We start from the raw sequence: 24046 nt of genomic DNA on the forward strand, positions 1-24046 counted from the left end.
TGTAGCTTCCTCCAAAGAGACGAGCCCCTCGCACGGAACGCGGAACCCCGCGAACCCGAGCCCGCCGCTATGGCCGTCTGACGAACCGTCAGCTACCGTCCCCCTCCACACACGAAGGGGGGCTCACCATGCCCGTAACGGTCGTACGCTTCAACCTCGTTGACCCCGACGCCACCCCCGCGTCGCTGAGTGCCCGCTACAAGGCGGCCGTCGAGATGGCCGCGTACGCCGACGACCGCGGCATCACCACCGTGCAGACCGAGGAGCACCACGGCGTCGCCAACAACTGGTTGCCCTCGCCGTTCGCCTTCGCGGGCGCGGTCTTCGGCGCGACCCGGCACATCGCGGTCACCGTGTCGGCGGTCATCGGCCCGCTGCACGACCCGCTCCGGCTCGCGGAGGACATCGCCGTACTCGATCTGCTCAGTGGCGGACGTCTCATCACCGTCGCGGGAATCGGCTACCGGCCCGAGGAGTACGCCCTCTTCGACGTCGACTGGAAGCGGCGCGGCAAGCTCCAGGACGAGCTGCTTGAGACGGTGCTGAAGGCGTGGACCGGCGAGGAGTTCGAGTACCGGGGCCGGACCGTACGGGTCACTCCGCGGCCGTTCTCGGATCCGCACCCCCTGCTGCTGGTCGGCGGCTCGTCGAAGGCGGCGGCGCGGCGGGCGGCCCGCCTGGGCCTTCCCTTCTTCCCCAGCGCCCACCTGCCCGAGCTGGAGGCGTACTACAAGGAGCGGCTCATCGAGTACGGCACCGAGGGCTGGACCATGATGCCGTCGGCCGAGACCCCGCTCCTGCACATCGCCGAGGACCCCGACCGGGCCTGGGCCGAGTACGGCAAGCACTTCCTGCACGAGGCACGGACGTACGCCTCCTGGCAGTCCGGCGACATCCGCTCGGCGGTGAAGTCGGCGGCCACGACGGTCGACGAGCTGCGCGCCGAGGGCGTCTACCGGATCCTCACGCCCGACGCGTGCGTGGCACACGGCCTCGACAACTACGTCCTGCACCCGCTGTCCGGCGGGATGCCCGTCGACGAGGGCTGGCGCAGCCTGCACCTGTTCTGCGAAAGCGTCCTGCCCCGCCTCAAGGACTGAGAGCGCCAAGAAGACGTACTGCCCCGGCTCAAGGCCTCGAAGGCCGAGCCGGGGCAGTACGTCTTCTTACGAGTACGGGGAGAAGGGCAGCGGGGGTTTGGCCCGTCTCCCCGAGTTTCGGGGGGCCGTTCCTACGAGGCCTAGCCCATCTCTTCCAGCGTCTTCCCCTTGGTCTCCTTCACGTACTTGAGCACGAAGGGGATGGAGAGCGCGGCGAAGATCGTGTAGATCACGTAGGTCGCGGAGAGGTTCCAGTCGGCCAGCGACGGGAAGCTCGCGGTGATGGCCCAGTTGGCGATCCACTGCGCGGAGGCGGCGACGCCGAGCGCGGCGGCGCGGATCCTGTTCGGGAACATCTCGCCGAGGAAGACCCAGACCACGACACCCCAGGAGAGGGCGAAGAAGAGGACGAAGACGTGGGCGGCGATCAGGGCGACCCAGCCCTGGGTGGCCGGCAGCTTGCCATCCACCAGGTCGAAGGAGAAGGCCCAGGCCTCCAAGCCGAGCCCGATGACCATGCCCACGGAGCCGATGAGAGCGAGCGGCTTACGGCCGATCCGGTCGACGAAGATCATGGCGATCACGGTGCCGATGATGTTGATGATCGACGTCGTGAACGAGTAGAGGAACGAATCGGTCGGGTCGACGCCGACCGACTGCCACAGCGTGGAGGAGTAGTAGAACGCGACGTTGATGCCGACGAACTGCTGGAAGACCGAGAGGCCGATGCCGACCCAGACGATCGGCTTGAAGAAGAACGTGCCGCCGAGCAGGTCCTTGAAGGTCGACTTGTGCTCACTCTTCATGGCGTGATCGATCTCGGCGACGCGGACGTCCAGGTCGATCTTGTCGCCCTCGACCTCCTTGAGCACCTCACGGGCACGCTCGTCCCGGCCCACGGAGATCAGGAAGCGCGGCGACTCGGGGATCACGAAGGAGAGCAGACCGTAGAGGATGGCCGGGATGACCATGACGCCGAGCATGACCTGCCAGGCTTCGAGGCCCATGACCTGACCGCGCTGGTCACCGTCGGCGGCGTTCAGGATGCCCCAGTTGACCAGCTGCGAGATGGCGATGCCGATCACGATGGCGGCCTGCTGGAAGGAGCCGAGGCGCCCGCGGTACGCGGCAGGCGCAACCTCGGCGATGTAGGCGGGGCCGATGACGGAGGCCATGCCGATGGCGAAACCGCCGATGATCCGCCAGAAGGCGAGGTCGTACAGGGAGAAGGGCAGCGCGGACCCGACGGCGCTGACCGTGAACATGACGGCCGAGATCTGCATACAGCGGATGCGGCCGATGCGGTCGGCTATACGGCCCGCGGTCGCCGCGCCGATGGCACAGCCGATCAGTGCGATGGCGATGACCTGGGCCAGCGCCGCCGAGCCGATGTCGTACCGGCTTCGGATGGCCTCGACGGCGCCGTTGATCACGGCACTGTCGTAGCCGAAGAGGAACCCGCCCATCGCGGCCGCCGCCGCGATGAAGATGACGTGCCCGAGATGCTCGGGATGAGCCTCTCGGGCTCCTGACTTGGGGGGCGCTGTGCTGGTCACGTGTAACTCCTCGGGCCACCGGCCTCACTGCCGGGGGTGTGGGGCGAGCCCTTCAAGTGGTCATACAAGTGGCGCACAACTTCACGCCGCCCACCACCTGAAGGTAAAAGCAACGTTGCAGAGACTATGCCTTCAAGTTTCGAAGTCAACAGTCCGCTTGCTGTGAATTTTAGGCGCAGGGATGACCATCACTCGTTCAATACTTGAACTCAAGCGGAAGCCCAGGTCACGACCCGTGTGGGCTACACGCATCCCCTAGCGAAGTCGCTGGCTGATGACCTTTGACACACCGTCGCCCTGCATCGAGACGCCGTACAACGCGTCGGCGACCTCCATCGTGCGCTTCTGGTGCGTGATCACGATCAGCTGCGAGGCCTCCTGCAGCTCCTGCATGATCCGGATCAGCCGCTGGAGGTTGGTGTCGTCGAGCGCCGCCTCGACCTCGTCCATCACATAGAACGGACTGGGCCGCGCCTTGAAGATCGACACGAGCAGGGCCACGGCGGTCAGGGACCGTTCGCCACCGGAGAGCAGGCTCAGCCGCTTGACCTTCTTGCCCGGAGGACGGGCCTCCACATCGACGCCCGTGGTGAGCATGTTGTCGGGATCGGTCAGGATCAGCCGCCCCTCCCCGCCCGGGAACAGCCGGCTGAAGACCCCCTCGAACTGCCGGGCGGTGTCCCGGTACGCCTCGGTGAAGACCTGCTCGACGCGCTCGTCGACCTCCTTCACCACTTGAAGCAGGTCCGTGCGCGTCTTCTTGAGGTCCTCCAACTGCTCGCTGAGGAACTTGTGGCGCTCCTCCAGCGCGGCGAACTCCTCAAGGGCGAGCGGGTTGACCTTCCCGAGCTGCTGGTACGCCCGTTCGGCTGACTTGAGCCGCCGCTCCTGCTCGGCGCGGTGGAACGGCCGGGGCTGGTTGCGCGGGTGCTCCGGGTCCTCGGGCAGTTCCTCACCCTCGGCGGGGAGCGAGGGCGGCACCGGCTGCTGCGGGCCGTAGTCGGCCACCAGACCCGCCGGTTCGACACCCATCTCCTCCAGCGCCTTCGACTCCAGCTGCTCGATGCGCATCCGCTTCTCGGCGCCGAGCACCTCACCGCGGTGAACCGAATCCGTGAGTTTGTCGAGCTCGCCCTTGAGGTCGCGTCCTTCGTTGCGGGCGACACCGAGCGCCTGCTCCCGGTGGGCCTTGGCGTTCTCGGCGGCGGCCCGCTCCTCCTGGGCCCTGGTCAGCGAGACCTCGACGTGCGCGAGCAGCTGCCGCGCGCCGGAGGCGACGGCCTCGGCGACCGCTGCCTCGTGCCGCAGCCTGGCCCGCCGCTGCTCGGCACGCGCGCGTGCCTCGCGTTCGGCCCGCGCGGCCTTGTCGAGTCCGTCGGCCCGCCCGGCGAGCCCCTTGACCCGCTCCTCGTGCGTACGCACCTGGAGCCGGGCCTCCATCTCGGTCTGCCGCGCGTTGGCGCCATCGGCGGCCAGCCGGTCCCGTACGCCGGTGTCGGGCTCCTCCTCCACCGGCATCTCCTCGGCGACGGTGAGCCGCTCGGCCAGCTCCTCCGCCTCCTCCACGGCCCGGTCGAGCGCGTCCTGCGCCCGCGCGGCCGCGGCGGTACTCCGCTCGGCCTCCCCCGCCGCACCCCGCGCCTGCCCGGCCAGCCGCCCCAGCTGCTGCGCCACGGACGACTTCTCCCGCTCGGCGGCCCGCCGCCGCTCGCCCAACTCCTCGACGAGCGCGGCACATTCCTTCCGCCGCCCGGTGGCCTCGTGCTGTGCCTCGCCGAGCGCCTCACACCGCACAGCCAGCTCCTCGAGCTCCGCCGCCGCCTCGTCGACGGACGCCTGCACCTCCAGCAGACTCGGCGCCCCGGCCGACCCGCCGTGCGCGAAATGCGCCCCCAGCAGGTCCCCTTCAGCGGTGACCGCGGTCAGCTCCGGCCGCGCGTAGACGAGTTCCTCGGCGTCCTCGAGCGTGCCGACCACGACGATCCCGCGCAGCAGCCGCCGTACGGCGGGCATGAGCTCGGCGGGGCCCCGGACGAGTTCGGCGGCGTACGGAGGTCCGTCGTTCCGTTCCTGACGAGGTACGCCGCCCTCCATCGCGTGCGTGCCCCGCTCCTCCGGCCCGCCCGCCAGCAGCAACGCCGCCCGGCCCGCGTCCTGCTTGCGGAGCATGCGGATGGCGTCCGCCGCCGAGGCGGGGGTGGTGACGGCGATGGCGTCGGCCGCGGCGCCGAAGGCGGCGGCCAGCGGGACCTCGAAGCCGGGGGTGACCGAGAGGAGTTCGGCCGCGGGGCCGAGGAGTCCGGTGAGGCGGTCCTGCGCGCCGAGCAGGGCTCCCGTGCCGTCCTTGCGGCGCAGTCCGAGGGCGAGTGCCTCACGGCGGGCCTGGGTCGCGGCGCGCCTGCGTTCCGCTGCCGTGGCCGCCTCGCGGGCCGCCGTCAGCGCCGCTTCCGCGTCGGCCAGCGCCCGCTTGGCCGCCTCGTGCTGCTCCGTCAGCTCGGCGTCGTCCGCGTCGAGGCCGTCGACCTCGGCCTTCAGCTGCTCGTACTCCTCCTGGGCCGCGAACGCCCGCTCCTGGGCCTCGTCGCGCGCGGCGGCGAGGCGGTCGATCTCGGCCTGGGCGGAGGCGGCCCGGGAACGGGCGGCATTGACCTGGCCGTTGAGACGGGCGAGCCCCTCGCGGCGGTCGGCGATGGCGCGGGCGACGTCCTTGAGGCGGCGTTCCTCGACGGCGAGCTCGCGCTCCAGCTCGGCCCGGTGCGCGACGGTGTCCTCGAGGGCGTGCTCGGCGGCCTCCAGGGCCGCTTCGAGCTCGGCCTCCTGCTCCCGGATCCGCGCGGCCTCGCGCTCCATGTCCTCCGGGTCGCGTCCGCGCCGCTCCTCGGGAGGTGTCGAAGTCGCGCTCTTCACGCGCGCGTCGGCCAGCGAGATCGTGCCGCGCACCCGCTCGGCGAGCTGCGACAGCTCGTACCAGGTCTGCTGGGCGCGCTGCAGGCGAGGAGTGAGCTGCCGGACCTCGTCCTCCAGGAGCGCTTCGCGCTGCTGCGCCTTCTTCAGCTCGGCCTCGGCGGCTTCCTTGCGTTCCTTGAGCGCGGCCTCGTCGGCGATCTCGGTCTGCAGTGCCTGCCGCAGCCGTACGAGATCGTCGGCAAGGAGACGGAGCCGGGCGTCGCGCAGATCGGCCTGGATGACGGCGGCCCGGCGCGCGACGGCGGCCTGCCTGCCCAGCGGCTTCAACTGCCGACGCAGTTCGTCGGTCAGGTCCTGGACCCGCGCCATGTTCGCCTGCATCGCGTCCAGCTTCCGCAGCGCTTTCTCCTTGCGCTTGCGGTGCTTGAGAACGCCCGCGGCCTCCTCGATGAAGGCGCGGCGGCCCATCGGATCGGCGTGGAGTACGGAGTCGAGCTGGCCCTGTCCGACGATGACGTGCATCTCGCGGCCGATGCCGGAGTCACTCAGCAGTTCCTGGATGTCCAGCAGGCGACACGTGTCGCCGTTGAGTTGGTACTCGCTGCCGCCGTTGCGGAACATGATCCGCGTGATGGTGACTTCGGCGTACTCGATGGGCAGCGCGCCGTCGGAGTTGTCGATGGTGAGGGACACCTCGGCCCGGCCGAGCGGGGGACGCCCGGTGGTGCCGGCGAAGATGACGTCCTCCATCTTGCCGCCGCGCAGCGACTTGGCGCCCTGCTCGCCCATGACCCAGCTGAGCGCGTCCACGACATTGGACTTGCCCGAACCGTTGGGGCCCACGACACAGGTGATGCCCGGCTCGAACCGCAGCGTGGTCGCCGAGGCGAACGATTTGAACCCGCGCAGGGTCAGGGCCTTGAGGTGCACGCCGCTGGACTCTACCTTTCGGGCCGGTCTCACTCCATGAACGCGCGGTTTCACCCATGAACGTGCAGGGCACACCAGACGTTAAAGACAGTGAAAGAGTGCGCGGGGGAAAGAAGAAGGGACGCCGAAGAGGCGTCCCTTGCAATTCTGACAACTTAGCGGTTGATGTGGGCTGCCCAACCACTGCTGTCGTGGTGCGATGCAGTGATCAGGTGAGCGCAGGCTCCGCCTGGGGTACGTCGAGATCAAGAAGCGAGTCGTGAGAAGCGGCAGCCGCGAGCGCGTCGTTCTCGGCCTGGATCCGTACGAGCTCGGATTCGAGGTCCTGTACGCGCTGCTGGAGCCGTCGCATCTCGGCAATGAGTCGCGGGTCGGAACCGCCGACGTAACCGAGAAGCGCCTTTGCCATGATGGATGGTCCTCCACACTGAGTGACCGACCGAAACGGTGTGGGTCGATGGGTCGTGAGGGAATCGCACCCGCGATGCTTGACACTTTTAAGTTCTTGCTGCTGTTCCACATGCCAAACAGCTAAGGTGCGCGGGGCTTTCAGCGTCTCACCAAAAAGTTTGACGGTCAACACGATCACGCCCTGTACTGGCGGACAACCCGGGGGTGCGCGGCCCTCGAAGGGCGGCGCTGCGACTCCTGCGGGCCCTGGGGGCATGGAGATCATCCGTACTCGCGGAGCCTGCCACTACAAGCCGTCCTTGGCAACCACCTGGGCCTTTCCGCTTCTGGCAGGTGCCATTGGTATGCCCAGCCGCTCCGGCCCGGTCGGTCGCGCCGTCTCCGTCAGCGGATGAGGAAGCCGTCGTAGATCCCGCGGGGCGTGTCCCAGATCTCAGTGACTCCGTCCACGCGCCCGGGTGTGTCGTCCCCCTGGAGCCAGTCCAGCAGGCTCTGGCAGCCGGCCCGAGGGCCCTCCGCGACCACTTGGACCCGTCCGTCGTCCAAATTGAGAGCAAAACCACTCAGCCCCCCGATCTCCAGCGCCTTGGCCCGCGTGAACCAGCGGAAACCCACGCCCTGGACCCTCCCGCGTACCCAGACGACCACCCGTACAACCTCGTTCATGGGTGCACGCTAACCGGACAATGTCTCTCGGAGCACTTCCTCCCCTTGCGCCATGGGGTACCGTCCCGACCCAATGAGTCTCATATGAAACTCACTCTTTCGGGTGAGGTTCACTGACTGCAAGATCGAGGAAGGCCAGGAGATGGGACGCCACCGACGCTCAGCCGCCGGCCGCGCCGCCACAGGTCGCGCCACCGGGGGCACGGACACCCGCACGGACCGCACGGTCATAGACGGTCCCTACGGGCCGGAGAACCTGTACGGCTACGCGGCAGTCGCCGACTTCCCGAGCGGCGCCTCCGCCCGCTCGCACCGCAAGAGGAAGGGTGCGACCCCCGTACGTACGGGGCTGCTCGGCGTGTCCGCCGCCGTGGCCCTGGGCACCGTCGCCGTCGCGGCCGGTGTGCTGCCCGGCAGTGAGAACTACTCGCTCGGCGGTGGCGGCAACAACGCCGACAACGTGCAAGCCGCAGGCTCCCCGTCCAGCGTGGAGACCCAGCAGGGCGGAACCTCGGGCAGCGCGGAGGACGAGCGCGACGACACGGGGACGAGCCGTGACGCCGAGCGCTCCGCCTCCCCCTCGGCCGCCCCCTCCACACCGTCGGCCGCTCCGACGACGGAACCGGCGAAGAAGCCCACGGTCAAGCCCACCAAGACGAAGACCCCGTCGAAGCCGGCCGAGAAGGAAACGAAGGCTCCGAAGACCACCGCCCCCGTGACGGTGTCCGCCGAGACTGCGGCCGAGGCCGCGGTGCTCGAGCTGGTCAACACGGAGCGGGCCAAGGTGGGTTGCAGCCCGGTGGCGGCGAACAGCGCCCTGTCGGAACTGGCTTCGGTCTTCAGTGAGGACATGGCCGCGCGCGGCTTCTTCGACCACACCGACCCGGATGGCGCCACCCCCTGGGACCGTGCGGCGACCGCCGGGATCACCAACCTGGGCGGCGAGAACATAGCCCGCGGGCAGTCCACCGCCGAGGCCGTGATGGAAGCCTGGATGAACAGCCCCGGCCACCGCGCCAACATCCTGAACTGCGACTTCAAGACGCTGGGCGTAGGCGTGCACATCGCCTCCGGCGGCCCTTGGTGGACGCAGGACTTCGGCTACTGAGGCCATTCACTAACTCACAGTTAGTGCAATCTGTCGGTTAGCGCTGTGCCGGAGTATGGTGCGTGCATGGAATCAGCTGTGCGGACTGCCGAGCGCGGTGGGTCCGAGGACCTCGCGTACAGCGTGTTCGCCCGGAACTGCCCGTCCCGGGGCACGCTGGAGCACGTCACCGGCCGCTGGGGCGCGCTCACCCTCGGGGTCCTGCACGAGGGCACGCTCCGTTTCAACGAGCTGCGCCGCCGTGTCGACGGAATCAGCGAGAAGATGCTCTCCCAGACGCTCCAGGCGCTGGAGCGCGACGGCCTGGTGCACCGCGACGCCCAGCCGACCAATCCGCCACGCGTCGACTACACACTCACGCCGCTTGGCCGCGAGGTCGCCGAGCGCCTGCTGACCCTCATCCACTTCATGGAGGGCCGCATGGACGACGTACTCGAGTCCCGCGAGCGCTACGACGAGACGCGCCGCGGCTGAGTGTCGGACAGGCCCTAGGCGCTCGCGCGCGGCGGCCGCTGGCACCGCGGGCAGAAGTAGCTGGACCGGTTCATCCAGGCACGCCGCCGTATCGGTGTCCCGCACCGCCCGCAGGGCTCGCCCTCCCGCCCGTACGCGTCGAGCGAGCGGTCGAAGTAGCCCGACTCCCCGTTGACGTTGACGTAGAGGCTGTCGAAGCTGGTGCCGCCGGCGGCGAGGGCGTCGTTCATGACGTCGCGGATGTGGCCGAGCAGCTCGGTGGTGCGCGGCCGGGTGAAGGTTCCCGTGGGGCGTTCGTAGTGCAGCTTGGAGCGCCAGAGCGCCTCGTCCGCGTAGATGTTGCCGACTCCGCTGATCAGCGACTGGTCGAGCAGCGCCCGTTTGATCGTCGTACGTCGCCCGCGCAGCGCCGTGTGGAAGGCGGCGTCGTCGAAGAGGGGGTCGAGCGGGTCGCGGGCGATGTGCGCGATGACGTCCGGAAGGCCGTCCGAGGTGTTCTCGTGCAGGGAGAGGCCGCCGAAGGTGCGCTGGTCGACGAAGCGCAGCTCGGTTCCCTGGCCGTCCTCGAAGCGGATGCGGACGCGCAGGTGCTTCTCGTCCGGGGCGTCCTCGGGCTGGACCAGGAGCTGGCCGCTCATGCCGAGGTGCGCAAGGACGGAGTACGGGGAGTCTGCGAGGGGCAGCCACAGGTACTTGCCCCGGCGCCTGGCCTCTCCCACGCGATGGCCCGCGAGCGCCTTCGCGAAGCCGTCGGGCCCCGCCAAGTGCCGCCGCACGGCCCGGGGATGCCGTACCTCCACCGTCTTCACGACCCGGCCACTGACCCAGCGCTCCAGGCCGCGCCGCACGACTTCGACCTCGGGCAACTCGGGCACGGTGCTCCTCCGGAGGATGCGATACGAACCCCGCCGCTGCGCGAGCGCTGCGACGGGGTTCGGATACTGCGGGTGCTGCGGTACATCAGTTACTGCCGGTACTGCGGGTGTTTCGGTTGTGAAGGAATCAGGCCGTGGCCGAATCGCTCGTCGGGGCCGAGGAGGTGTCGGCGTTCTCCTCGGTGACCTGGGCAGCCGCTTCTTCTGCGGCAGCCCTGGCCGACTTCGCGCGTTCGTCCGCGGCGGAACGGATCGCACGCCACGCGGACTCCGCGGCCTGCTGTTCCGCTTCCTTCTTGCTGCGGCCGGTGCCGGTGCCGTACGAGACGCCTCCGACGCGGGCGGCAGCAGTAAAGGTCTTCTCGTGGTCCGGGCCGGTCTCCGAGACCAGGTACTCGGGAACCCCGAGCCCTTCGGTCGCGGTGAGCTCCTGGAGACTGGTCTTCCAGTCCAGGCCGGCACCGAGATTCGAGGACTTCTCGATCAGCGGGTCGAAGAGCCGGTGGACGAGTTCGCCCGCCGCTTCCAGACCCTGGTCGAGATAGACCGCGCCGATCACCGCTTCAAGGGTGTCGGCGAGGATGGATGCCTTGTCCCGGCCTCCCGTGCCTTCCTCGCCCCGGCCGAGCCGGATGAAGGAGCCGAGTTCGAGCCCGCGGCCCACCTCTGCCAGCGCACGAGAATTGACCACCGCGGCCCTCAGCTTGGCCAGTTGGCCTTCTGGGAGGTCGGGGTGGGTGGTGTACAGCGTGTCCGTGACCACGAGGCCGAGCACGGAGTCCCCGAGGAACTCCAGGCGTTCGTTGGTCGGCAGACCGCCGTTCTCGTACGCGTACGAACGGTGGGTCAGTGCACGCACCAGAAGGGCGGACTCGAGCTTGTAGCCGAGCCGCCCTTCCAGAAGCGTGTGGGACGAGGCTGTGTCCGCCTTTTTCTTGGCGTTTGAATCCGCCTGGGCGTCAGACATCAGACCTCTCACCAGCCGCTCAGACCTCGAGGACCTGGCGCTTGTTATAGGTGCCGCAAGCGGGGCACGCGATGTGCTGCAGCTTGGGCTCGTGGCAGCGCTCACACGCAACCAGGTTGGGGACCGCAGCCTTCCACTGCGACCGGCGGTGGCGCGTGTTGCTGCGCGACATCTTCCGCTTCGGAACAGCCACGGCTACTTCTCCTGCTTCTCGTCGGCGTGCGCAGATGAAAGCGCGCCGCCGCCCAACTCGTCCTTCTCGCCATCTTCGAGTGAACCGGCGAGTCCCTGCAGTGCCGCCCAACGGATGTCGACGGCGTCGTGGTGGTGGTCCGGGGCGTCCGCGAGCCGGGCTCCGCATTCGGAGCACAGGCCGGGGCAGTCGTCCTGGCACACCGGCTGCATCGGCAGTGCGAGCACCACCGCATCACGCAGCACGACTTCGAGGTCGAACAGGCCGTCCTCGAGGAAGAGCGTGTCCTCGTCGTCCTCGGCGTCGTCGGCCGGCTCCGCTTTGGGGCGGCCCCGGTCGTCGGCGTCAGGGTACGAGAACATCTCCTGGAATTCCGCGTCGAGCTCCAGCTCGAGCGGCTCCAGACACCTTACGCACTCCCCCTTGGCCAGTGCACGGGCGGTGCCTGTGACAAGCACACCTTCCATGACCGACTCAAGCCGGAGTTCGAGCTCCACCGGGGCGCCTTCCGGCACTCCGATGACTCCCTGGATCCCGAGGTCCTTGGGAGCCTCGATCGTGCGGGAGAGGCGCTGCAGCGCGCCAGGACGCCGCCCCAGCTCATGTGTGTCGAACACGAGCGGGTTGCGGTGGTCGAGGCGGGCGTTCAGAGCCATTCCTGCTTTCGATCTTCGAAGCTCAAGGGGTGCCGCCCATGATGTTCCGGGCAGCGGTGATCGCGGACGTACACGCGACCGAAGAGCCAGGATACTGGACCTTTCGCTCTCGGCCCAATCCGGTGTCAGCGCCCCTGTTCGTACGCCCGCAGCTGCTCCGCACTGATCATGCTCGTGTCGAAGAGGCTGGTCTCGTCGAGCGCCTGCGCGTGCGGGTCCTGGGCGTGCCCCTGCGGCTGCGGGTAGGCCTGCTGCTGGCTCTGGTCGTACGCCGGCTGCTGGTCGTAGCCCTGCTGCTGCGGGTAGGCGGCGTACGGGTCGGCGGTCTGCTGCTGATAGCCGTACGCGTCCTGCTGGGCGTACTGCTGCTGGTATCCGTACGGATCCGGGGCCTGCTGCTGATAGGCGTACGCGTCCTGCTGGACGTAGCCCTGCTGCTGGGCCGGGATCTCCGGGGCCTGGGGCTCCGCGGGCTGCTCGGGGGCCTCCGTGCCCGCGAGGCCCGCCAGGTAGTCGTTGTCGTTCGTGTGGTGCACGGGTGTCCCGTCCTCCGTGAGGAGGCCGAGGTCGTCGCTGGCGATCCGGCCGTGCAGCTTCTGGCGGCCGCGGCCGACGGCGTCCAGGGTCTTGGCGAGGACGGCCTCGAAGGCGCCGAGCTTGACGTCGACGTACTCGTCGGCGCTCCGGCGCAGGGTCTCCGGGTCGTGGCTGCGCTCGGGGGCGTCCTCGTCCTCGTACCCCTGGTCGTCGACCCCGGGGCCGGTGCCGAGGAGCTTCTCGCGGCCGCGGCCGACGGAGCCGAGGGTCTTGGTGAGGACGACCTCGAAGTTGGCGAGCTTGGAGTCGACGTAGTCGTCGGCCTCCGCGCGGACTTCCTCGGCCTCCTGGCGGGCCTCGGTGATGATGCGGTCGGCCTCGGCCTGGGAGCGCCGGGCGACCTCCGTGTCGGAGATCAGTGAGCCGCGCTCGGCGTGCGCGGTCTCGATGATCCGCTCGGCCTCCTGGCGGGCGTGCTCGACCATCTGCTCGCGGCCGCCGATCAGCTCCTCGGCCTGTGCGAGGGAGCCGGGCAGCGCCTGACGCACCTCTTCGAGCATGGCGAGCAGCTCGGCGCGGTTGACCACGCACGAGGCCGACATGGGCATGGAACGGGCGCTGCCGACCGACGCGACGATCTCATCGAGCTTCTTCTGCACGTCCACCGTGTGCTCGCCACTCTCTACAGCTGTGATGGAGACGGACGGGTCGACTGTACGACCACTCCCGCCCCGCCCGACACCGGGTGACGGACTGTCAGGTCCGCGGGGCGGGCTCAGTCGTGGCTGAGACGCTCCTTGAGCGCCTCGAGGACCACGGGTGGCACCAGGTGGGAGACGTCGCCGCCCCAGGTCGCGACCTCCTTGACGAGCGAGGACGACAGGAAGCTGTAGGTCGGGTTGGTGGGGACGAAGAGGGTCTCCACACCCGACAGGCCGATGTTCATCTGGGCCATCTGCAGTTCGTAGTCGAAGTCGCTGACGGCGCGCAGGCCCTTGACGATCGCGGGGATGTCGCGCTGCTTGCAGAAGTCGACGAGGAGGCCGTGGAACGCCTCGACCTCGACGTTGCCGAACTCGGCGGTGACCTCGCGGATCAGCTCGATCCGCTCGTCGATCTCGAAGAGACCCTTCTTGGACTGGTTGATCATCACCGCGACGTGCACGACGTCGTACAGCTTGGAGGCTCTGGCGATGATGTCGAGATGTCCGTTGGTAATCGGGTCGAACGACCCGGGACAGACGGCGCGGCGCAACTGAGGTCCCTCGCTCTCCAGTCCGGTCATCGTGCGTCTTCGCACGTAGAGGCGGCGCGACCGTACCAAAACGTCCCCTCGCCGTAACGACGGGCCCTGATCGCCGCGAAACCGTCCGGCCACCCGAATTCGCCGCCTCTGGTGCTGCGCTCCACGGTGACGAGGGCATCGGCCGCGAGCCAGCCCCCCGTCCGGAGTGTGAGCAGAATCTCGCGAAGATCGTCGTCGGAGACGGCGTACGGGGGGTCGAGGAAGACCAGGTCGTACGGGTCCGCAGGCGCCGGCGTCTGGATGATCTGTTCCGCTTTGCCCGGTCTGACCTCGGCGCCGGGCAGGCCCAGTGACTTCACGTTCTCGCGGATGACGCGGGCCGCGCGGGCGTCGGCCTCGACGAGCAGGGTGTGTCCGGCGCCACGGCTGAGCGCCTCGAGCCCCACGGCGCCCGACCCGGCGTACAGGTCGAGGACGCGCTCGCCCTCCAGGGGGCCGCCGAGCAGCGACTGCCAGGTGGAGAAGAGGCCCTCGCGCGCCCGGTCGGAGGTGGGCCGGGTGCCTGTGCCCGGCGGGACGGCCAGGCGGCGTCCGCCGGCCCGGCCGGCGATCACGCGGGTCATGAGGGTCCTTTGCGCTGGTGAGGAAGGGCGGCAGGTGAGTCGGCTCCCAGTCTCTCAGCCGCTGTGCGCGTACTGCCTCTCAGCCTCCGTCCATCTGCTGCCGTCTCAGCCCTTGTCCAGGTACTGCTCCCTCTCCTCGTCGAGCAGAGCCTGGAGAGCCGTACGCAGGCCGGGAAGCCCCTCGAGCTCCGGGTCGGCGGCGACGACCGTGGTGGCCTCCTCGCGGGCCTCCGCGATGATGTCCTCGTCCTCGATGACGGCCAGCATGCGCAGCGAGGAGCGGACGCCGGACTGGGCCTGGCCGAGGACATCGCCCTCGCGGCGCTGTTCGAGGTCGATGCGGGAGAGTTCGAAGCCGTCGAGTGTGGACGCCACCGCGTTCAGCCGCTGGCGTGCCGGGCTCGCCTCCGGCATCTCGCTGACCAGGAGGCACAGGCCGGGGGCCGAGCCACGGCCGACACGGCCGCGGAGCTGGTGGAGCTGCGATACGCCGAACCGGTCGGCGTCCATGATCACCATCGCTGTGGCGTTCGGCACGTTCACCCCGACCTCGATCACGGTCGTCGCGACCAGGACGTCGGTCTCGCCCGCGGAGAAGCGGCGCATGACGGCGTCCTTGTCGTCGGGCTGCATCCTGCCGTGCAGGACTTCGACCTTGAGCCCTTGGAGGGCGCCGTTGGCCAGTTGGTCGGCGATGTCGAGGACGGCGAGCGGCGGGCGCTTCTCGGCCTCGTCCTCCGGCGACTTCTTCTTGCTCCTGGCCTTGGCCGGATCGTCCTCGTCGTCGCCGATGCGGGGGCAGACGACGTACGCCTGATGGCCGTTCTCCACTTCCTCGCGCACGCGCTCCCACGCGCGCGACAGGAAGTGCGGCTTGTCGGCGGCGGGGACGACATGGGTGGCGATCGGTGAGCGCCCGGCGGGGAGCTGGTCGAGGACCGAGGTCTCCAGGTCGCCGAAGACGGTCATCGCGACGGTGCGCGGGATGGGTGTGGCGGTCATGACCAGCAGGTGCGGCGGCTGCTTGCCCTTGCCGCGCAGGGCGTCGCGCTGCTCGACACCGAAGCGGTGCTGCTCGTCGACCACGACCAGGCCCAGGTCGTGGAACTGCACCTTGTCCTCGATCAGCGCATGCGTGCCGATGACGATCCCGGCCTCACCCGTGACGAGGTCGAGCAGCGCCTTCCGCCGGGCGGCGGTCCCCATGGACCCCGTGAGCAGCACGATCTTCGTGGAGTGCTCGACCCCTCCGAGCATCCCGCCCTCGGCCAGCTCGCCCATCATCTCCGTGATCGAACGGTGGTGCTGCTGGGCGAGGACTTCGGTGGGCGCGAGCATGGCGGCCTGCCCGCCCGAGTCGACGACGGCGAGCATGGCGCGCAGGGCCACCATCGTCTTGCCGGAACCGACCTCTCCCTGGAGCAGCCGGTGCATCGGATGCTCGGTCGCGAGGTCGTCGAAGATCTCCTTGGAGACCTTCTGCTGGCCCTCGGTGAGGGTGAAGGGGAGCTTGGCGTCGAAGGCGGTGAGGAGGCCGGCCGGCTTGGGTTCGCGGGCCACGGCGGGGAGTTGGGCGTCGGCGTACCGGCGGCGGGCCAGCGCGACCTGGAGGACGAAGGCCTCGTCCCACTTGAGCCGGGCGCGGGCGTCGAGGACGTCCGCCTTGGTCTGCGGACGGTGGATCTTCAGGAGTGCCTCGGGGAGAGTGACGAGGCCACGGCCGTCCCGCAGCGAGTCCGGGAGCGGGTCCACGGCCTCCTGGGCGTTCGGCAGGACCGTCTGCACGGACTTGGCGATCTTCCAGGACTCCAGCTTGGCGGTGGCCGGGTAGAGCGGAATGAGGGCACCTGCCCAGGAGCCGACGGTCTCGGTCGCCTCGTCGTCGTCGCCGCGCAGCAACTCGTACGCCGGATGGGCCAGCTGCAGGCGGTGGTTGAAGACGGAGACCTTGCCGGAGAACATCGCGCGCGTGCCGGGCAGCAGCTCCTTGTGGGGCTTGTGCACGCCGTGGCCGAAGAAGACCAGCTGGAGGCGGCCGCTGCCGTCCGTGATGGTCACTTCGAGGCGCTGGCCCTTGCCGCGGGGCGCCTTCGACGAGGCGAAGGTGTGCAGGCGCGCGTCGGCGACCTGGGCGACCACCGTCACATGCTCGTCCATGGGCAGGTCGGCGAGGTGGGTGAGCTGGCCGCGCTCCTCGTATCTGCGGGGATAGTGGTGCAGCAGATCACCGACGGTGTGCAGGCCAAGGTGCTCGGCCATCACCTTCGCGGTGGCGGGACCGAGCGCATTTTTCAGTGGTTCTTCGAGCGCGGACACGAGATCCATTGCACACCACCGCACTGACATCGCCGTATACGTCCTGGAAATCCGCTGGTCAGGCGGGTCGTTCCGGGCCTAGGATGACGCGCTCCGGCCCTCTTCGCGGTCACCGTCCCCCGGGACCGCCCGACCCCGCGCCGTCGCCCGTCCCCCCACCGGCGCTGCGACGATGGATTCTCAGACCTCACAGTCATCCCAGGCATCCCAGTCACCTCATACGTTCCAGGTCGATCTGCGCGGTTTGGTGGACCTGCTCTCCCATCACCTCTACTCGAGTCCCAAGGTCTATCTGCGCGAGCTGCTGCAGAACGCCGTGGACGCGATCACCGCCCGGCGCGCGGAACAGCCGGACGCTCCTGCCACCGTGCGCCTGTACGCCCAGGACGGCACCCTGCGTGTCGAGGACTCCGGGATCGGGCTCACCGAGTCCGACGTGCACAGCCTCCTCGCGACCATCGGCCGCAGCTCCAAGCGGAACGACGGTCTGGAATCGGCGCGTTCGGATTTCCTGGGTCAGTTCGGCATCGGGCTGCTCGCGTGTTTCGTGGTGGCCGAGCGAATCCGGGTCGTCAGCCGCAGCGCGCGTACGCCCGAGGCGCCGCCCGTGGAGTGGACGGCGGCCGACGACGGCTCGTACACCGTGCGCACGCTGCCGCACGAGGCGCGCACCGAACCGGGCACCACCGTGCACCTGGTGGCGCGGGCCGGGGCCGGCGAGTGGCTCACGGAGGAGAAGGTCCGGTCGCTGGCGCGGGACTTCGGTGCGCTGCTGCCGTACGACGTTCGCGTCGGCGACGAGGCGATCACGGACCTTCCGGCGCCCTGGGACCGCGCGTACCCGAGCCCCGCCACCCGAAGGGTGGCCCTGGCGCGGCACTGCCACGACCTGTTCGGGTTCACGCCGCTGGACTCGATCGACCTGGACGTGCCGCTCGCCGGGATCCGGGGGGTGGCGTACGTCCTGCCGTCCTCGGTCAGTCCGGCCCAGCGCGCGAGCCATCGCGTGCACCTGAAGGGCATGCTGCTCACCGAGCGGGCCGAACAGCTGCTGCCCGACTGGGCGTTCTTCGTGCGCTGCGTCCTGGACACGGACAGTCTGCGGCCCACGGCGTCGCGCGAGTCGCTGTACGAGGACGAGACCCTCGCCGCCGTACGCGAGGCGCTGGGCGAGCGGATCCGGTCCTGGCTGACCGGGCTCGCGGCCGGCGACCCGGATCGGCTGGCGGCCTTCCTCTCCGTGCACTACCTGGGCGTGAAGTCCCTTGCCCGGCACGACACCGAGATGCTGCGCACGATGCTGCCGTGGCTGCCCTTCGAGACGACCGACGGGCGGCTCTCCCTGGAGGAGTTCGCCCAGCGGCACCCGGTGGTGCACTTCACGCGGACCGTGGAGGAGTACCGGCAGGTCGCGCCGATCGCCTCCGCGCAGGGCGTCGGGGTCGTCAACGGCGGCTACACGTACGACAGCGAACTGGTGGAGGCGCTGCCGTCGGTGCGCCCCGGGACGGTCGTCTCGGAGCTGGACGCCGACACCGTGACGGCGCACCTGGACTCGGTCGACCCGGCCGAGGAACTGGCGCTGTCGGCCTTCCTGGGGGCCGCGCGGGCCAAACTCGACCCCCTGGGGTGCGATGTGGTCCTGCGTGCCTTCCACCCGCTCTCGGTCCCGGCCCTGCACCTGGACGACCGGGCGGCCCGCCACGAGCAGGCCCGTGCGGAGGCCGAGGACCAGGCCGACGACCTGTGGGCCGGCATCCTCGGCTCGCTGCGCGGCAGCGCTCCACGCGCGCGTCTGGTGCTCAATCACCTCAACCCGCTGATCCGGAGGATCAGTTCGCTGGAAGACCCGGAGCTGATCGGCACCGCCACGGAGTCCCTCTACGGACAGGCCCTGCTGATGGCCCAGCGCCCACTGCGGCCCGCGGACTCCGCGCTCCTCAACCGCGCGTTCATCGGCCTCCTCGAATGGGCCACGCACACCAACTCCGGGGAGGACGGCCACCGATGAGCGGGATCGACGGAATCACGGACTTCGACGCCCTCCGCCAGGCGATGGCGGACAACTACGACCAGCCGGAGGGACCGGCCCGCAACGCGCGCGCGGAGCAGCTGCTCACCGCGGCCGAGAAACTCGGCATCCCCCTCGCGGTGATCGAGGCGCTCGGGCACCAGCTGAAGGTCTACAACTACAGCTCCGAGAAGGACAAGATGTTCGTCCCCTTCGCGCGCCTGCTGCGCATGTGGGACGAACGCCCCGAGGACTTCGACGAGTACGAGATCCACTCCCTGCACTGGGTCTTCAAGTGGATGTCGGCCGGAATGCTGGACCAGCCGCACATTCCGCTCGCCTCCATTCAGAAGTGGCTCGGCGAGATGGAGCACCGCTACCGGCTGGCCGGACGCTCCGAACGGGCGGTACGCAGCGCCGAGTTCAGCGTGGCCGCCCATCTCGGCGACCTGGACCGCGCCGAGCGGGCGTACGCCGCCTGGCTGGCCGCCGACCGGGACACCATGGCCGACTGCCACGCGTGCGAGCTGCACGGGCAGGGGTGGTGGCGGGCGCAGCGCGGCTCCGACGCGGAGGCTCTGGAGCTGTGGGGCCCTGTCCTGGAGGGCGAGTACTCCTGCGCCCATGAGCCGCACACCGTCCTCGCGTCCTCCCTGGTGCCCCTGCTGCGCCTGGGGCGCGTGGACGAGGCGCGCGCCCACCATCTACGGGGCTTCCGGCTCGTCCGCGCCATGGAGAGCATGCGCGGCGCGTACGCGGACCACGTGGAGTTCTGCGCGCTCTCCGGCAACGAGGCGCGCGCGCTGGAACTGCTCGCCGAGCGCCCCGCGTACTTCACGGACTCCGGGGACCCGCGCAGCAAGCTGGACTTCATGGCGGTGGTGGCCATCCTCATGGACCGCCTGACCTCCCTCGGGCTCGGCGACCAGACGGTTCCCGGGCCGGCCGGCCGCGCGTGGACCGCACGCGACCTCGCCACCCACGCGCGCGGGGAGGCACTTTCGCTGGCGGCGCGCTTCGACGCACGCAACGGCACGTCGTACGTCAGCGCGCGCGCCCGCTCGCGGATGAACCATTCGGCGCTCGTGGACCGCCTGCCGCTGGGCGTGCGCTCCTCACGCCCCGCGCCCACGGCGCACGCGCCCAGGCCGCCCGCCGTCACGGAACCGGCCACCGAGCCCGACCTCCCCGCGCTGCTCACCGAGGCCCGCCGCCTCTCGGACTCCCGGAGCCCGGACGCCGTCGAGGCGTGGGCGGCGGTCTCGCGCGCCGCCGAGGGCCACGAACTGGATGCCCGCGACCGCGCGGAGATCGCCGACCACGCGGCGATGGGGCTCGGCCCGGACGGCATCGAGCTCTTCCGTCAAGCGGCCGAGCTGTACGCCGAGGCGGACGACCCCGGCGAGGCCCTCGCAGCGCGCGCCCGCGCCGCGTACGTACTCGCCCTGACGGGCGAGTCCGAGGAGGCCCTGACGGCCGTCTCGGAGCTGTACGAGCGGGTGCTCGCGCTCTTCGCGGAGGGCGGGACGGGGGTGTCTCAGACGGCGTCCGTGCTGGTGGGGCGGGCGCGGGTTCTGATGCATCGGGTGGACGGCGACGCGGACGCGGACGAAAGCGCAGGGACGGCGGAAAGCGCGGGCACGCCCGACGGCGACGTCGTGGGCGCTGCCGAAGCCGCGGCGCGGGAGTTGTTGGCTCTTGCCGAGCCGCATGTCGGGGACGTGCGGCTGGCCTCGCGGGCGGCGGAGGCGCACGCGATGCTCGGGGAACTGGCGGCGCGTTCCGGGGACGCCGAACAGGCCGCGGAGCTGCTTGGGCGGGCCGTCGAGACCTATGTGTCGGCCGGGCTGCCGTGGTTCGCCGTGGAGCACGAGGCGCGGCTCGCCGGTATCGCCCTGCACCTCGGCGACGCCGAGGCCGCGGAGCGGGCGGCGCGCGCGGCGCTGGAGCACGGCGCGCTGCACATGGAGGCGCCGGGTCATGCGCAACTGCACCTTCAGCTCGCCGAAATCCTCGGCGGCACCGGGCAGTTCGGGCCCGCCGCCCAACACGCCCTGGAGGCCGCGCACTGGGCCGACGAAGCGGGCCAGAGTGCCACGCTCGGCGCCTGGGCCCGGCATCAGCTCGGCGGTTTCCTGGTCCGGCAGGGGCGGTGGGCCGAGGCCGCCGAGATACTGGAGTCCGCGCTGCCCGACCTGACCACCGACATGCACGGCGACGGTGCGATCGTGCAGACCCAGTGGTGGCTCGGCGACTGTCTCACCGAACTCGGCGATCACCGCGAGGCCGCCGAACGCTGGCTGCAGGCCGCCGACATCGCCCGCCACTGGTCCGAACAGCGCGACCACGCGATGCTCGCCCATCTCGCCGCCGAGGCCCTCGGCCACGCCGGGCTGCCCGCCCAGGCGGACCAGGCGTACGCCCGCGCCGGCGACCTCTGGCGCGAGCTCGGCAACGTCCACGGGCTGGTGCGCTCGCTGCGGGCCCGTGCCTGGGCAGCCGCCCGTACGGAGGCGGGACTCGACGGGGCACGGGAGTTGATGGCGGCGGCGGTGCGGGAGTGCGAGGTCGCGATCCAGGACGTGCCGGTCGCCTTCGACTCCCCCGAGGACGAGGGCGTGCAACTCCGGCTCGTCGCCGAACTCGGGCACACCTACCGTCAGTTCGGCGACCTGGTGGCTCGTTCCGTGCCGGACGACGCGGAGGAGGCTTCGGCAAGGGCCTCTTACGAAGAGGCCCTTGCCCATGTCACGCAAGCGATCTCCGTGTTCGCCGCCCTCGGGGACGAGGTCCTCGAGGTCCGTACCGGTGCCGAACTCGCCGCCGGGTGGCTGGAGGCGGACCTCCACCGACCCGCCGCGGCCATGGCACGCGCGCGTGCGGTGCTTTCCGCGTACGCGGGGGTCGACGGGGAGACCGCGGAGGCGCGGTGCGCGGAGGCGGAGAACATGCTGAAGCTGACGGGGGCGAGTTCGGAGGGCTGACCGGTGGGGGTGGGGGTGGGTTTTCTTCGCCCCCTCCGCCCCTACCCTTCCCGTACTTCCGGGCTACGCCCGGTCTCAGCCCGTCCGGCGTTTGAGGACGAGGCCGTCCAGGCCGACAGCGGGGGTCTGGGGGCGCAGCCCCCAGGAACGGGACGGGAAGGGGCGGAGGGGGCGAAAAACCCACCCCCACCCCACCGTCTACTCCACCCCGATCAACAACAACGCCCCCTGCCGCCCGCCCCGATACACCACCGTGTCCACCGCCAGATACGACTCCCGAACCCGGGACTCCAGATGGGCGGCAATGGCGTCGGGCGCCTCGTCGCCCAGCACGAGGGTCACCATCTCTCCGCCGGCGGAGAGCATGCGGTCCAGGACGGATTCGGCGGTGGTGGTGATGTCGGAGCCGATGACGGCGACATCGCCGTCGATGAGGCCGAGGACGTCTCCGGCCTGGCAGATGCCGGCCATGGTCCAGGACTGACGCTCGGCGACGACGACCTCGGCGTAGCGGGTGGCACCCGCCGCGGAGGTCATGGCAACGACGTCCTCGTCGAAGCGCCGTTCCGGCTCGTGCACAGCGAGCGCGGCGATGCCCTGAACCGCGGACCGGGTCGGGATCAGCGCGACCCGGACACCGTCCGCGCGAGCCTGCTCGGCGGCGGCTGCCGCGGTGTGACGCAGCTCGGCGTCATTGGGCAGGAGCACCACCTCGCGCGCGTGGGCACGCCGTACGGCCTCGACGAGCTCTCCGCTCGCGGGCGGCTCCCCGGGCCGTGCGAGCACGGTGGTCGCCCCGGCCTCCGCGTACAGCCCGGCCAGCCCCTCTCCGGGCACGACCGCCACAACGGCCCGCTGCGCCCGCTCCCGGGGCGGCCGCCCCGGTCCCCCGGTGTGGACGTCCCCGAGCCCGAAGTGCGTGATCCTGATCCGGTACGGCCGCCCGGCCTCGACGCCCGCCTCCACGGCGGCACCCGCGTCGTCCACGTGCACATGGACGTTCCACAGCCCGTCCCCGCCGACGACGACGAGCGAGTTGCCCAGGAGGTCCAGCCGGCCCCGCAACCGGTCCACGGCCGCGTCCTCCGCCTCCAGGAGATAGATCACCTCGAAGGCGGGCCCGCCTTCTTCCGGCGCTCCGTCCTCGCACACGTCGGGGTGCACTCCGCCGATGCCGGCACCGACGATGTCGACCTCGGTCACGACTGCCGCCACGCGCGCGTGGACCTCGGGAGAGCCGAGGCGCATCCTCGGCGCCTCCCCCGTGAAGGTCTCCACCAGCGCCGCCAGCACCGCGACCAGACCCCGTCCGCCCGCGTCGACCACACCGGCGCGCTCCAGGACGGCCAGTTGCCCGGGCGTCGCGGCGAGGGCCGCCCGTGCCCCCTCGTACGCCGCGCGTGCGACCGTGCCGCAGTCCCCCTCGGCGCCGTTGGCCGCGTCGGCGGCGGCCGAGGCGACCGTGAGGACCGTGCCCTCGACGGGGTGCGCGACGGCCTGGCGGGCGGAATCGGCGGCTTGCCGTAGGGCGAGCCGCAGGCCCGGCCCGTCGGTGTGAGCGGTCTCACTGTCGGCGGCGAGCACCTGCGCCATGCCGCGCAGCAGCTGCGCAAGGATCGTGCCGGAGTTGCCCCGGGCCCCTATGAGCGCCCCGTGGGCCATGGCCCGTACGGCGTCGGCGAGCGTCGGCCTGCCCCCACCGGCCTCGTCACCCCCGCCGGCCTCGTGCCCCCCGACCTCGTGCCCCCCGAAGACCGCCTCGACCGCCGCGGTCGCCGACTCCAGCGTCAGATACAGGTTGGTGCCGGTGTCCCCGTCGGCCACCGGGTAGACGTTGATCGCGTCTATCTCCTCGCGCGCCCGTCCCAGCGCCTCCAGCGCGAGACCGCACCAGGTGCGCACCGCGAGAGCATCGAACGTCTGCGGCACCTGCGGCACCTGCGCCTCCTTGAGCAGCTGGACGTGGACGCAGCGTAGACCCAGAAGGGGTTACTGTCGGTAGGGGGCCTGCGGAGGGCTGGGGCGTGGCCCTGAGCAGCCATGGTAGTTTCGTTGTCTGGACGCAGTCGTTGTATGCTGCTCCGGTTGCCCGATCTCATCGGGCCTTCCTCCTGGCAACGCCACTCAGATCGTAGATCTTGATCCCGGCATGCCGGGATCCACCGTAAGTGCATCTGAAGTTTTTGGAGTGAGCCCGTGGCTGCCAACTGCGACGTCTGCGGCAAGGGGCCGGGCTTCGGCAACAGCATCTCGCACTCGCACCGCCGTACGCCCCGTCGCTGGAATCCCAACATCCAGCGCGTTCGTACTGTGGTCGGCGGGACGCCGAAGCGCGTGAACGCTTGCACCTCGTGCATCAAGGCCGGCAAGGTCACGCGCTGACAACCGCTAGCGCGCGGCCACTGCTGGTTCGCTTGCACTGAACCGGTCCACCTCACGGTGGGCCGGTTTTTTGCTGCGCCCACACAAAAACTCGCGTAAACGCT

The 24046-nt window shown here is 70.3% G+C and carries 19 protein-coding genes; 6 read left to right on the forward strand and 13 right to left on the reverse strand.

Annotation, left to right across the window (positions count from 1 at the left end; genetic code table 11):
* Positions 1 to 128 precede the first annotated feature (128 nt).
* Positions 129 to 1100 (forward strand): LLM class flavin-dependent oxidoreductase, encoded by a 972-nt coding sequence (locus OG266_RS12310; RefSeq protein ID WP_266474630.1) that lies wholly within the window; start codon positions 129 to 131, stop codon positions 1098 to 1100.
* Positions 1101 to 1240: 140 nt separating this feature from the next.
* On the opposite strand, the gene OG266_RS12315 is transcribed toward OG266_RS12310, so the two are convergent.
* The 4 genes from OG266_RS12315 to OG266_RS12330 form a co-directional block, all read right to left on the reverse strand.
* On the reverse strand, positions 1241 to 2656 hold the full coding sequence (locus OG266_RS12315; protein WP_371545491.1) for a sugar porter family MFS transporter: 1416 nt from the start codon (positions 2654 to 2656) through the stop codon (positions 1241 to 1243).
* 255 nt (positions 2657 to 2911) lie between these two features.
* Positions 2912 to 6493 (reverse strand): chromosome segregation protein SMC, encoded by a 3582-nt coding sequence (gene smc, locus OG266_RS12320; protein ID WP_371545494.1) that lies wholly within the window; start codon positions 6491 to 6493, stop codon positions 2912 to 2914.
* Positions 6494 to 6701: 208 nt separating this feature from the next.
* Positions 6702 to 6902 carry a hypothetical protein gene (locus tag OG266_RS12325; protein WP_266474634.1) on the reverse strand — a complete coding sequence of 67 codons (201 nt, stop codon included), beginning with the start codon at positions 6900 to 6902 and terminating at the stop codon, positions 6702 to 6704.
* Between the two features lie 386 nt (positions 6903 to 7288).
* Entirely contained in the window at positions 7289 to 7570 is a 282-nt protein-coding gene (locus OG266_RS12330; protein WP_266474636.1) for an acylphosphatase, read from the reverse strand.
* 142 nt (positions 7571 to 7712) lie between these two features.
* On the opposite strand from OG266_RS12330, the gene OG266_RS12335 reads away from it, so the two are divergent.
* Both OG266_RS12335 and OG266_RS12340 read left to right on the forward strand, forming a co-directional pair.
* Positions 7713 to 8678 carry a CAP domain-containing protein gene (locus tag OG266_RS12335; protein WP_266474637.1) on the forward strand — a complete coding sequence of 322 codons (966 nt, stop codon included), beginning with the start codon at positions 7713 to 7715 and terminating at the stop codon, positions 8676 to 8678.
* Positions 8679 to 8744: 66 nt separating this feature from the next.
* On the forward strand, positions 8745 to 9152 hold the full coding sequence (locus tag OG266_RS12340) for a winged helix-turn-helix transcriptional regulator (RefSeq protein WP_371545495.1): 408 nt from the start codon (positions 8745 to 8747) through the stop codon (positions 9150 to 9152).
* A gap of 14 nt (positions 9153 to 9166) precedes the next feature.
* On the opposite strand, the gene mutM is transcribed toward OG266_RS12340, so the two are convergent.
* The 8 genes from mutM to recG form a co-directional block, all read right to left on the reverse strand.
* Entirely contained in the window at positions 9167 to 10027 is an 861-nt protein-coding gene (mutM, locus tag OG266_RS12345) for a bifunctional DNA-formamidopyrimidine glycosylase/DNA-(apurinic or apyrimidinic site) lyase (protein WP_371545498.1), read from the reverse strand.
* Positions 10028 to 10154: 127 nt separating this feature from the next.
* On the reverse strand, positions 10155 to 10994 hold the full coding sequence (gene rnc, locus OG266_RS12350; protein ID WP_266474644.1) for a ribonuclease III: 840 nt from the start codon (positions 10992 to 10994) through the stop codon (positions 10155 to 10157).
* Between the two features lie 19 nt (positions 10995 to 11013).
* Positions 11014 to 11187, reverse strand: a complete 174-nt coding sequence (gene rpmF / locus OG266_RS12355) for a 50S ribosomal protein L32 (protein WP_033321093.1) — start codon at positions 11185 to 11187, stop codon at positions 11014 to 11016.
* 2 nt (positions 11188 to 11189) lie between these two features.
* Entirely contained in the window at positions 11190 to 11843 is a 654-nt protein-coding gene (locus tag OG266_RS12360) for a DUF177 domain-containing protein (RefSeq protein WP_266474645.1), read from the reverse strand.
* A 125-nt stretch (positions 11844 to 11968) separates the two neighbouring features.
* Entirely contained in the window at positions 11969 to 13045 is a 1077-nt protein-coding gene (locus tag OG266_RS12365; RefSeq protein WP_371545500.1) for a cell division initiation protein, read from the reverse strand.
* A gap of 110 nt (positions 13046 to 13155) precedes the next feature.
* Entirely contained in the window at positions 13156 to 13635 is a 480-nt protein-coding gene (gene coaD, locus OG266_RS12370) for a pantetheine-phosphate adenylyltransferase (protein ID WP_266475064.1), read from the reverse strand.
* A gap of 26 nt (positions 13636 to 13661) precedes the next feature.
* Positions 13662 to 14249, reverse strand: coding sequence for a 16S rRNA (guanine(966)-N(2))-methyltransferase RsmD (rsmD, locus tag OG266_RS12375; RefSeq protein ID WP_266474647.1), 588 nt, complete (start codon positions 14247 to 14249; stop codon positions 13662 to 13664).
* A gap of 105 nt (positions 14250 to 14354) precedes the next feature.
* On the reverse strand, positions 14355 to 16574 hold the full coding sequence (gene recG, locus OG266_RS12380; RefSeq protein WP_266474648.1) for an ATP-dependent DNA helicase RecG: 2220 nt from the start codon (positions 16572 to 16574) through the stop codon (positions 14355 to 14357).
* A 163-nt stretch (positions 16575 to 16737) separates the two neighbouring features.
* On the opposite strand from recG, the gene OG266_RS12385 reads away from it, so the two are divergent.
* A complete protein-coding gene (locus OG266_RS12385) occupies positions 16738 to 18576 on the forward strand; it encodes an HSP90 family protein (RefSeq protein ID WP_371545502.1) in 1839 nt (612 codons plus the stop codon).
* Positions 18573 to 21560, forward strand: coding sequence for a tetratricopeptide repeat protein (locus tag OG266_RS12390; RefSeq protein WP_371545504.1), 2988 nt, complete (start codon positions 18573 to 18575; stop codon positions 21558 to 21560). The genes OG266_RS12385 and OG266_RS12390 overlap by 4 nt, the downstream gene beginning before the upstream one ends.
* A 198-nt stretch (positions 21561 to 21758) precedes the next feature.
* Here the strand turns inward: OG266_RS12390 and OG266_RS12395 are convergent, their stop codons facing one another.
* Positions 21759 to 23498, reverse strand: coding sequence for a DAK2 domain-containing protein (locus OG266_RS12395; RefSeq protein ID WP_371545505.1), 1740 nt, complete (start codon positions 23496 to 23498; stop codon positions 21759 to 21761).
* Between the two features lie 258 nt (positions 23499 to 23756).
* Here OG266_RS12395 and rpmB point away from each other — a divergent pair, with 258 nt between their 5' ends.
* Positions 23757 to 23942, forward strand: coding sequence for a 50S ribosomal protein L28 (rpmB, locus tag OG266_RS12400; RefSeq protein WP_266474652.1), 186 nt, complete (start codon positions 23757 to 23759; stop codon positions 23940 to 23942).
* The last annotated feature ends 104 nt before the right edge of the window (positions 23943 to 24046 follow it).

This window comes from Streptomyces sp. NBC_00554, assembly GCF_041431135.1.
Taxonomy (GTDB): Bacteria; Actinomycetota; Actinomycetes; order Streptomycetales; family Streptomycetaceae; genus Streptomyces.